This window comes from Actinosynnema sp. NPDC059797 (assembly GCF_042732085.1).
Taxonomy (GTDB): domain Bacteria; phylum Actinomycetota; class Actinomycetes; order Mycobacteriales; family Pseudonocardiaceae; genus Actinosynnema.
In genome coordinates this window covers 1-9,292 of the sequence record NZ_JBHWIE010000279.1, presented here as the reverse complement: position 1 = coordinate 9,292, position 9,292 = coordinate 1, and the positions used below count along the sequence as shown (strand labels likewise).

Below are 9,292 nucleotides of genomic sequence, written 5' to 3'. Positions count from 1 at the left end.
GGCGTGGAACGGCCGGACCTCGATCGGCAGGGTGATCGCGCGCTGGAGCCTGTGGCCCCACTCCAGCGCGGCGTCCAGGTCGGGGGCGTCGATGATGGTGAAGCCGCCCAGGTACTCCTTGGTCTCCACGTACGGGCCGTCGACCACCAGCACGCCGCCCTTGCCGTCCGGGCGCAGCGTGGTGGCGGTGTCGGGGGCGTGCAGGCCCGCGCCGAACACCCACGCGCCGGCCCGCCGCATGTCGTCGTTGACCGCCTCCACGTCCGCCATGATCTTCTCCAGCACCTCCGGGTCGGGCACGCCGCCGGTCGGCTGGACCACGCTGAGCAGGTACTTGGCCATCTCGTCCTCCTGGGTCGGGGTGTTTCCGCCCTCTCCACGAACGGCCCCGGCCCGGTCCGACACCGCGGGCGGAAAAATTCTTCAGACCAGCCCGACGAGCTTGCCGACGCGGCGGCCGTGCTCCAGGTCGTCGTGCGCCCGGCGGATGTCCTCCAGCCGATAGACCGTGGTGGGGCCGAGCGTGGTCTCGCCGCCGGCGACCTGGTCGAGGAAGCGCTGGAGCACCTCGGCGGGCAGGTCGGAGCTCTCGCCGCCGTAGGCGGTCAGCCGCACGCCCTTGGGCAGGTAGCCGATGGGGTAGAAGTCCGGCACGACCCACTCGTTGGACAGCATCCCGGTGAAGCAGACGGTGCCGTGCACCCGCGTCGCGGCCAGGGTGTCGGGCAGGGTGGGCGTGCCGACCAGCTCCAGCGCGGCGTCCACGCCGTCGGGGAACAGCTCGCGCACCCGCTCGGCCACGTGCCCGTCGTCCAGCAGCGGGTGGGCCACGCCGTGCTCGCGCAGCACGTCGAGCCGGTCGGCGCGGCGCGTCGTGGCCAGCACGGTGGCGCCCAGGTCGACCGCCAGCGCGGCGGTGGCGAAGCCGAGCGCGGAGGTGCCGCCCCGGATGAGCAGCGCCTGTCCCGCCCGCAGGTCCAGGCCGGTGGTCAGCGAGCCGTAGGCGGTCTGGAGGGTCTCGGGGATCGCGCCCAGCACCTCCCAGGGCAGCGCGGACTCGAAGGGCACCAGGATGTCGCGCGGCACGACGGTGTACTCGGCGTACCCGCCGTCGAACACCCGGCCCATGCCGCCCATCATGGCCGCGACCCGCTGCCCGAGCGGCAGGTCGCACTCGCTGTCGACCACGCCGACGGCCTCGATGCCCGGCACGCGCGGGAACGTGACGCCCTCGGCCAGGCCCAGCCGCGTGTGCAGCTCCGACCGGTTGAGCCCGAAGGCGGCGACCTTGACCCGCACCCACCCCGGCGGCGGTTCGGGCACCGGCAGCCCGGTCACGACCAGGTTCTCCACCGGACCCGGCCCGCTCAGCACGACCGCCCGCATCGTGCCGGTCACCCGCGGTGCCCCAGGACCACGTTGAGCATCCTCGCCAACTCCTCCCGCTCGGCCGCCGACAACGGCGCCAGCAGCTCGTCCTGAGCCTGCCGCAGCACCCGGTCCAACCGCCGCAGGTGCGCCGCACCCGACGGGGTGAGGGTCACGACGTTGCGCCTGCGGTCGGCCGGGTCGGGCGCGCGTTCGACGAAGCCCCCGTCGGCCAGCTCGTTGAGGGTGGCCACCACGTCGCTGCGGTCCAGGCCGCCGCGCCGGCCGAGGTCAGCCTGGCTGGCCGGCCCGAACTCGTCGAGCGCGGCGAGCAGCGAGTAGTGGTACCGCCGCGCGCCGACCTCGCCGAGCGCGTCCGCGACCAGGCGCTGGGCGCGGACGGCGGTCTGGTTGAGCAGCCAGCTCGGTGTGCCGCGCAGCCGGCGTGGCGCGCCGCTGATCTCCATGGCGCGGCAGTCTAGCGAGTTGTTGGCCCCGCCAACGGTTGGATTTTCTGTTTTGCCAATTGGCACATGTGTGGTGTGATCTTCGCCGTGGACGGTGAGCGGGAGAGCGGCGCGAGGGGCCGGGGCAGGCCGCGCAAGGACCCGGCGTCGTTGGCGCGGTGGACCCCGCCGGAGGGGTGGTCGCGCCTCGTCGCGTGGGTGTCGCCGGAGGAGAAGAAGGCGCTCAAGCACGTCGCCGTCGACGCGGGCGTGTCGGTGGCGGACCTGGTGCGGGCGCTGGCCGGCGGTCTGGCCGGCGGCGCCATCACGCACGAGGAACTCGTCGGTCAGGTCGTCAGGGGGAAGAAGGTCATGGAGAAGATCCCAACGCTGTTCGAGCGCGACGAGCGCTTCCACGTCGTGGACCGCCCGCGCCCCGAGTGCGCCTGGGTGTTCGAGGGCGCCGGCGTCGGCACGGAGAAGCTCGACGGCACCAACGTGCGGCTGACCGTGCGCTCCGGGCACCTGGTCCGGGTCGAGAAGCGGCGCAACCCCGGCAAGGCGCAGAAGCAGCTGGGCATCGTGGACGGCTGGTACGTCGACACCGACGCGGACTCGGCCGAGGACAAGTGGATCCTCGCCGCCGCCGGGAACACCGACGTGTCGGGCTGGCCCGACGGCGAGCACCCGTGCGAGGCGCTGGGCCCCCGCATCCAGGGCAACCCGCTGGCGCTGGACGACCACCTGTGCGTGCCGTTCGACCTCCAGGCGCCGCGGCTGCCGGAGGTGCCGCGCACCTACGAGGGGCTGCGCGAGTTCCTGGCCGGCCTGGAGAGCCGCTACTCGCCCGGCCGGCTCGCCGAGGGCGTGGTGTTCCACCACCCGGACGGGCGCCGGGCCAAGATCAAGCGCAAGGACTTCCCGCGCACCGCCGCGTGACGCCCGGGCCGACCGAGGGCCGCCCCCCGGTCAGCCCGGGACCAGGCCGGGGTGCCCGAACTGGGCGATCCGCAGACCGCCCTCCAGCACGACCGTGTCGACCAGCCGGAACCCCAGCCCCTCGTACAGCGCGATCGCGGGCGCGTTCGCGGCGCCCGTCGACACGATCGCCGGCCCGCCCTCGGCCAGCACCTGCTCCACCAGCCGCCGGGCGAACCCGAGCCGGAAGTGGCTGGGCGCCACGCACAGGCGGTCGATGTCGAGCACGCCGTCGACCCGCGCGTACCCGACGAACGCCACCAGCGCGTTGTCGACGAAGCCGCCGAGCCAGCGCAGCGGCAGCGCCCGGATGTCCTCGACCGTCTCGTTGAGCGCCGGGATCGACGTGGTGCCGATCAGCTCGGCCTCCACGGAGTAGGACTGCCGGGCGATCTCGTGGACGGCCGACACCGTGGCGTCGTCGGTCATGTCCAGGGGCACGATCATGCGGACCACCGCCTGCCTGTGCGTGGGGAGAGGTAGGCCGAAGATTGCCATTCGGTGATCCGTTTAACCACGATGCCGTGCGGCGCGGGGCGACCCCGGGTCCCAGCCCGCCCGCCGGCCGGCGATGAACGCGTCCAGGTTGGCGCGGGTGGCCTCCAGCTCGCCGATCGCCTCGTCGATCCGGTCGCGCTGCCGCACCAGCCCTTCCACCAGCTCCGGGCAGTCGGGCGTCAACCGGCCGTCGGTGTCGACGACGCACGGCAGCACCTGCTGGATCTGCGCGGTGCTCAGGCCGGCCGCGAGCAGGAGCCTGATCCGCCGCACGGCCGCCACGTCCTCGTCGCCGTACACGCGGTAACCGCTGGGCCGCCGTCGCGGGGTCAGCAGGCCCTGCTCCTCGTAGTACCGCAGGGCGCGCTCGCTGACGCCCGCCCGCCGCGCCAGTTCCCCGATCCGCATCGCCGCTCCAGGCTTGACTCTCACGTCGACGTGAAGGTTTAGCTTAGCCGGCATGACCTCAGTGACCGTCCTCGGACTCGGGCCCATGGGACGCGCCCTGGCCACCGCCTTCGCCGCCTCCGGCCACGCCACGACCGTGTGGAACCGCACCCCGGGCAAGGGCGACGACCTCGACGCGACCGTCGCCGACACCGCCGCCGGGGCGATCGCGGCCGGCTCGCTCGTCGTCGTGTGCGTGCGCGACCACGGGGCGGCGCGGTCGATCCTCGACGCCGACGCGCTCGAGGGCCGCACCCTCGTCGACTTCACCGGCGGCTCGCCCCGGCAGGCCCGCGCCACGGCCGCCTGGGCGGCGGACCACGGCGTCGACCACCTCGACGGCGTGATCGTGGCGACGCCCGACGCCATCGGCGGACCGGCGGCGACCCTGTTCTACAGCGGACCGGCCGACGTCTACGAGGCGCACCGGTCCACGCTGGCCGCGCTCGGCGGGAACGCGACCCACCTCGGCGAGGACCCCGGCCGGGCCGCCGCGTTCGACGCGTCGTTGCAGGACCTGTTCTGGACGGCGATGAGCGGCGTGGTGCACGCCTTCGCGCTCGCCGCCGCCGAGGACATCCCCGCGACCGACGTCGCCGGGCACGCCAAGGCCCTGCTCGGCTTCTTCCCCGACCTGGTCGACCAGGTCGCCGAGCAGGTCACCGCGGGCCGCTTCCCCGGCGACTCGTCCACGATCACCGCTGCGGCGGCGGCCATGGACCACGTCCTGGACACCATCCGGGCCAACGGCCTCGACAACGGCGTGCTCGGCGCGGCGCGGGCCGAGGTGCAGCGCGCGATCGACGCCGGGCACGGCCCGGAGGGCTTCGCCCGACTCGCCGCCAGGGGAGTGCCGCTGCTCTGAACCGGTGACGCGACTTCCAGGCCACCGGCTGTAACGCCCCGTGTTCGCTACGTTCGCCCCTGACTGGACGTGTACGCGAACAGGGGGAATTGGATGATGGTGAATTTCGTGCGTCCCACCGGCCGCGTCGGCAGATCGCTGGTGGCGGTGACCACGGCGGTGGCCGCCGCCGCGGTCACCGCCGTGGGCTTCACGGCCTCACCGGTTGCCGCGACACCCGCCACCACGGCGGCGCCGTCGCTCGGTGGCACCTGCACGGCGGCCGACCTCGGCACGCGCCACCCGTACATCAAGACCACCGAGGTGTCCCCGACGATCACCCACTTCAAGGGCTGGTACGTCACCCAGGGCACCACCGGCTCCCAGACCGTCGTCACCAGCACCCAGACCGTCATCTCGGTCTCCCTCACCGAATCCGTCGAGGGCAGCTTCGCCCTCGCGGCCCTCCAGGGCGTCGGCGCGAAGCTGGGCCTGAGCGTCCAGGTCACCTACACCTCCACCAGCACCGAGTCGAACACGGTCACGTGGAACTTCAGCCAACCCGGCTACTACGGCGTCTACAAGGGGACCAAGAAGGTCACCGGCACCTACGGGAGCCTCAACTGCAACCGCGCCCAGCAGGGCGACGGCAGTTGGGCGCTGAAGTGGGTCGAGGGTCCCGGCAGCGGCAGCTTCACCACCTACACCACGCTTGAGGAAGGCGTGGTGCGCTGCGAGGACGCGGTGCCCGCCAACAGCATCATGGCCAAGGCGCAGAGCCTCCTCGACTGCGGCTCACCCGCCGCGCGCGCCGAGCACCCGGCGGGTGCGGTGGCGCCGACGGCGGAGCAGGCGCAGGACCGCCTCGTGCAGCACCCGGCCCCCGCCGTGGGCGCCGCGTCCGTCAGGCAGCCCGAGGCAGCCGGGGGCGGCGTGCGGGCCGCTCTCGACTGCGGGGCCGACGTCTACCGGATCGACGTCCCCGGCCAGCCCCTGAACTGGAGCGCGCCGCTCCTGGCCAACGACGGCACCCGCCTGCGCAAATCGACGATCTTCAGCGCCCACCTGGACAACTGGCGGCTGTGCGACGTGACGGAGCACGGCGGGATCATCGAGGCGTCCCTGTGGAACTGGGGCAACGGCGGGTGCGCGACCATCCCGACCGGCAGCGCCAACCAGGAGCGGGCCCAGCTCACGACGGCCACCTGCGTCGAGGACGACCTCCAGCGGTTCTACATCTACCGCGACGTGCCCGGCAGCTCGAAGATCGGTGTCCAGAACAAGTACACCGGCTCCATGATGGGCTACGACCGGTACGCGGACGGCGAGTTGATCCGCCAGTACTCCAGCGGCAGGCAGGACGGCACGGGCACCTTCGCCCTGACCAAGGTCTGATTGTGCTGCGTGGACAACGAGCTGACCCGGCGGGCCACTAGCAGCGCCCTGTTGGGTTCTCGACCGATCTCCGCAGATCTCGTGGCCGATCGGCCGTATTGGAGGTGATAATCGATTGCAACTAGGTCGTCGTCCGCGCTGTGGGCGGGCGACGGGGGTTCCCGGAAGGTTGGGTCGGATGCGCCGTCGACGTCGGCCGTTCACGGCGGCCCTGTGCCTGCTCGCGCTGCTCGTGGGCGGCGCGGCATGCACCGAACCCCAGGACCACAAGCTCGACGTCGTGGTGAACGTCTACGCGTTGCGCTGGCTCGCCGAGCAGATCGGCGGCGACCTCGTCAAGGTCACGATGATCGAGGCCGGGGCGCACGAGGGGAAGCTGTCGCAAGCCGACCGGGACCTCATCCACGGCGCGGATGCCAACCTGTTCGCGCTGGACCTGTCGGAGGACCTGCGCACGGCACTGGACGGGTGGCGCGCGAACAACCCCGGACGGAACCAGGGCGACCCGGCGGTGTACGACATCTCGGCGCTGGACGCGCTCGCGCTCGGGCCGGGCCCGGCCGACTTCCAGGAGCACCTCCTCCCCAACGGCCTGGACCCGCACTTCTGGACCGACCCGCGCGATCGGATGCAGGTGGCCGGGGAGTGGGTGAAGAACCACTTGGTCTCCGCCGTGGGGCTCGACGAGGTGTTGAAGCAGGAAGACGCCGAAGACCACCCGGGAAAGCTGCGGGCGAAGTGGGACGAGGTGTCCCGGCGGCTCAAGGACCTGGACGGCGAGCTGAAAGCCGGGCTCGGCCGCTGCGCAGGGCGCGTCATCGTCCCCCAACACCCCGCGTTCGGCTACTTCGTCCAAACCTACGGGATGCGCCAACTCCCGGTGACCAAGCTGCTCAAGGGCGAGTTGCCGGCCGACGAGCTGCGTCGGCGGCAGGAGGAGCTGGACGCCCTGTTCGCGTCGAACGCCAAGCCCGCGTTCTTCTACGCGTTCGACGCCGTGCGGATAGACATCAGCCGCGACCAGTTGACCGACCTGGCGACGAAGTACCGCGCCACACCGAGGAACATCGACTCGCTGGAAAGGGAACCGGCGAAGCGCAAGGCGGACGGCTCGCCCATGGACTACGTCGAAGGCATGCGGTGGAACGCGGACAACATCGCCAAGGAGCTCGGATGCGCCTGATGTCGGTGGGGAGCGCGCCTTGTCCATCCTGATCCTGATCAGCGCGGTGGCCGTGCTCGTCGTCGGTGCGGTCTGCTTCGCCGTCGCGCCGCGTTACGTCGACCGCCGACTCGACGCCGCGCCGCGTGGTCCCGACGCCGCGCCCACCGCCCAGGAGCGGTTCACCGCGACGACCGAGCTGCGCAGGCTGGTGGTCGAGGCAGTGGCGGCCGCGCTGCTGCTGGTGGGTTCCTGGGTCGCCATCAGCGAGTACCAGACGACCAAGGCGCGCGAGGACAGCGAGCGGTTCGCCCAGGCCATCGAAATGCTCGGCGAGGACGAGCAGACCGTGCGGATCGGCGCGGTCTACGCGTTGGAGGGTGTCGCGCGGTCCGACGGGCACTACTACCCGGTCATGGATGACATGCTCACCGCCATGATCCGGGCGAAGTACCCGTACGACAGCGCGGCCGGCACGTCCACCACACCACCGGCGGCCTCCTCGGACCCGGTGGTGCAGGCGGCAGTCCGGGTGCTGGGCCGCGCGCCGGAACGCCCCGGCCGCAGGCTGGACCTGAGTCGGGCGGACCTGCGCAACGTCGACTTCCTCGGCGGGGACTTCCGCGAAGCGGACTTCACGGACTCGAACCTGTCCGGCGTCAACGCCCGGGACGCGGACTTCCGACAAGCCGACTTCACCGGCACCGCCGTCGGCCGGGGGCTCTGCGGCGCGCGGCTGGAGCGCAACCCCGGCCTCCCGCCCAACCTGGTCGAGGATCCCTGTTCCTGACGACCGCGACCGCGATCGTGTGGTCAGGGCCCCCGCCCGATCCCGTTGATCCTCACCCACGGCTGGCCGTGGACGTTCTGGCACTGGTCGAAGGTGATCGACCCGCTCGCCGACCCGGCCGCGTTCGGCGGCGACCCCGCCGACGCGTTCGACGTCATCGTGCCGTCCCTGCCCGGTTTCGGCTTCCCCGGTCCGCTCACCGGCTTCCCGGACGTCAACTTCTGGAAGGTCTCCGACCTCTGGCACACCCTGATGACCGAGACCCTGGGCCACGAGAAGTACGCCGCCGGTGGCTGCGACATCGGCGGCATCGTCTCCAGCCAGCTCGGCCACAAGTACGCCGACGAGCTGTACGGCATCCACATCGGCTCCGGGCTGCCGCTGGACTTCTTCAACGGCCCCCGCGCCTGGGACTTCGCCCGGAACCGGCCCCTGACCGACGACCAGCCCGCCGACGTCCGCGCCCGCATCGTCGAGCAGGACCGCCGCTGGGCGCCCCACCTGGCCGTGCACATGCTCGACGGCGCCACCCTGGCGCACGGGCTGAGCGACTCGCCCGCCGGGCTGCTCGCCTGGCTGCTGGACCGCTGGAACGCCTGGAGCGACAACGGCGGCGACGTCGAGTCCGTGTTCACCAAGGACGACCTGCTCACCCACGCCACGATCTACTGGGTGAACAACTCCATCGCCACGTCGATGCGGTACTACGCCAACGCCAACCGCTACCCCTGGACCCCCTCCCACGACCGCACCCCCGTGGTCCAGGCTCCGGTCGGCCTCACCTTCGTCACGTACGAGAACCCGCCCGGCATCCACACCGCCGAGGAGCGCGTCCGGGCGTTCGAGAACGGCCCGCAGGCCGCGTGGTTCAACCACGTCAACGTGAACGCCCACGACCACGGCGGCCACTTCATCCCCTGGGAGAACCCCGACGCCTGGGTGGACGACCTGCGCCGCACCTTCCGCGGTCGCAGGCCCTGAACGACGTCGCGGGCCCGGGTGGGCGGGGACACCGCCGACGTCGCCACCACGCGCTTGTGGTGGTCCGTCAGGAGCAGCGGTCCTCCTCAGGACTCCCGGGCGGGCTCGCCGCGTTCCGGCCCGTTCCCGGTCGGCCCTTCCCGGTGTGACCCTTCGCGCGCGAGCCGGGTGACGGTGCGCAGCACCGCGCCCACCTGCTCGGCGGACGCGTCGGCCGCGACGTCGCGGAACCGACCCACCTCCTCGGAGATGCGGTCGAGCAGCGTCCGGCAGTGGTCGCGGTCCCGGCCGAGGCGTTCGGCGCGCTCGGTCTGGGCGCCCAGCTCGGCGACCCGCGCGTCGTAGCCGGCCCGCGCCGCGGCGGTGTCGGCACGGGCCTGGTC

Annotated in this window: 12 protein-coding genes; 6 read left to right on the top strand and 6 right to left on the bottom strand. The window is 72.3% G+C overall.

The window, feature by feature from the left end; translation table 11 throughout:
- The 3 genes from ACFV4N_RS34275 to ACFV4N_RS34265 all read right to left on the bottom strand — a co-directional run.
- A partial coding sequence (locus tag ACFV4N_RS34275) for a YciI family protein (protein WP_499676813.1) occupies nucleotides 1-342 on the bottom strand: 342 nt, incomplete at its 3' end.
- A gap of 81 nt (nucleotides 343-423) precedes the next feature.
- Nucleotides 424-1,386 (bottom strand): zinc-binding dehydrogenase, encoded by a 963-nt coding sequence (locus tag ACFV4N_RS34270; protein ID WP_499676814.1) that lies wholly within the window; start codon nucleotides 1,384-1,386, stop codon nucleotides 424-426.
- A gap of 8 nt (nucleotides 1,387-1,394) precedes the next feature.
- Nucleotides 1,395-1,835, bottom strand: a complete 441-nt coding sequence (locus ACFV4N_RS34265; protein WP_499676812.1) for a MarR family winged helix-turn-helix transcriptional regulator — start codon at nucleotides 1,833-1,835, stop codon at nucleotides 1,395-1,397.
- 66 nt (nucleotides 1,836-1,901) lie between these two features.
- On the opposite strand from ACFV4N_RS34265, the gene ACFV4N_RS34260 reads away from it, so the two are divergent.
- Nucleotides 1,902-2,753, top strand: a complete 852-nt coding sequence (locus tag ACFV4N_RS34260; protein ID WP_499676811.1) for a hypothetical protein — start codon at nucleotides 1,902-1,904, stop codon at nucleotides 2,751-2,753.
- A gap of 30 nt (nucleotides 2,754-2,783) precedes the next feature.
- On the opposite strand, the gene ACFV4N_RS34255 is transcribed toward ACFV4N_RS34260, so the two are convergent.
- Together ACFV4N_RS34255 and ACFV4N_RS34250 are read right to left on the bottom strand one after the other, a co-directional pair.
- Nucleotides 2,784-3,239 (bottom strand): GNAT family N-acetyltransferase, encoded by a 456-nt coding sequence (locus ACFV4N_RS34255; RefSeq protein ID WP_499676810.1) that lies wholly within the window; start codon nucleotides 3,237-3,239, stop codon nucleotides 2,784-2,786.
- Between the two features lie 63 nt (nucleotides 3,240-3,302).
- Nucleotides 3,303-3,698, bottom strand: a complete 396-nt coding sequence (locus ACFV4N_RS34250; RefSeq protein WP_499676809.1) for a MerR family transcriptional regulator — start codon at nucleotides 3,696-3,698, stop codon at nucleotides 3,303-3,305.
- Between the two features lie 52 nt (nucleotides 3,699-3,750).
- Between ACFV4N_RS34250 and ACFV4N_RS34245 the strand changes: the two genes are divergently transcribed.
- The 5 genes from ACFV4N_RS34245 to ACFV4N_RS34225 all read left to right on the top strand — a co-directional run bounded on the left by ACFV4N_RS34245 (nucleotide 3,751) and on the right by ACFV4N_RS34225 (nucleotide 8,909).
- Nucleotides 3,751-4,602, top strand: coding sequence for an NAD(P)-dependent oxidoreductase (locus tag ACFV4N_RS34245; protein ID WP_499676808.1), 852 nt, complete (start codon nucleotides 3,751-3,753; stop codon nucleotides 4,600-4,602).
- A 108-nt stretch (nucleotides 4,603-4,710) separates the two neighbouring features.
- Entirely contained in the window at nucleotides 4,711-5,976 is a 1,266-nt protein-coding gene (locus ACFV4N_RS34240; RefSeq protein ID WP_499676807.1) for a hypothetical protein, read from the top strand.
- A 178-nt stretch (nucleotides 5,977-6,154) separates the two neighbouring features.
- Nucleotides 6,155-7,159 carry a metal ABC transporter substrate-binding protein gene (locus ACFV4N_RS34235; protein ID WP_499676806.1) on the top strand — a complete coding sequence of 335 codons (1,005 nt, stop codon included), beginning with the start codon at nucleotides 6,155-6,157 and terminating at the stop codon, nucleotides 7,157-7,159.
- A 19-nt stretch (nucleotides 7,160-7,178) separates the two neighbouring features.
- A complete protein-coding gene (locus ACFV4N_RS34230) occupies nucleotides 7,179-7,928 on the top strand; it encodes a pentapeptide repeat-containing protein (protein ID WP_499676805.1) in 750 nt (249 codons plus the stop codon).
- Nucleotides 7,929-7,973: 45 nt separating this feature from the next.
- Nucleotides 7,974-8,909 (top strand): alpha/beta hydrolase, encoded by a 936-nt coding sequence (locus ACFV4N_RS34225; RefSeq protein ID WP_499676804.1) that lies wholly within the window; start codon nucleotides 7,974-7,976, stop codon nucleotides 8,907-8,909.
- Nucleotides 8,910-8,995: 86 nt separating this feature from the next.
- On the opposite strand, the gene ACFV4N_RS34220 is transcribed toward ACFV4N_RS34225, so the two are convergent.
- Nucleotides 8,996-9,292, bottom strand: a 297-nt coding sequence (locus ACFV4N_RS34220) for a hypothetical protein (RefSeq protein WP_499676803.1), incomplete at its 5' end; no start/stop codon positions are given.

What these genes read in the sequence shown, in the direction of transcription:
- ACFV4N_RS34270 (WP_499676814.1), bottom strand. Translation starts at nt 1,386, where the DNA reads ATGCGGGCGGTCGTGCTGAGCGGGCCGGGTCCGGTGGAGAACCTGGTC.
- ACFV4N_RS34250 (WP_499676809.1), bottom strand. Translation starts at nt 3,698, where the DNA reads ATGCGGATCGGGGAACTGGCGCGGCGGGCGGGCGTCAGCGAGCGCGCC.
- ACFV4N_RS34260 (WP_499676811.1), top strand. Translation starts at nt 1,902, where the DNA reads ATGTGTGGTGTGATCTTCGCCGTGGACGGTGAGCGGGAGAGCGGCGCG.
- ACFV4N_RS34265 (WP_499676812.1), bottom strand. Translation starts at nt 1,835, where the DNA reads ATGGAGATCAGCGGCGCGCCACGCCGGCTGCGCGGCACACCGAGCTGG.
- ACFV4N_RS34255 (WP_499676810.1), bottom strand. Translation starts at nt 3,239, where the DNA reads ATGATCGTGCCCCTGGACATGACCGACGACGCCACGGTGTCGGCCGTC.
- ACFV4N_RS34235 (WP_499676806.1), top strand. Translation starts at nt 6,155, where the DNA reads ATGCGCCGTCGACGTCGGCCGTTCACGGCGGCCCTGTGCCTGCTCGCG.
- ACFV4N_RS34245 (WP_499676808.1), top strand. Translation starts at nt 3,751, where the DNA reads ATGACCTCAGTGACCGTCCTCGGACTCGGGCCCATGGGACGCGCCCTG.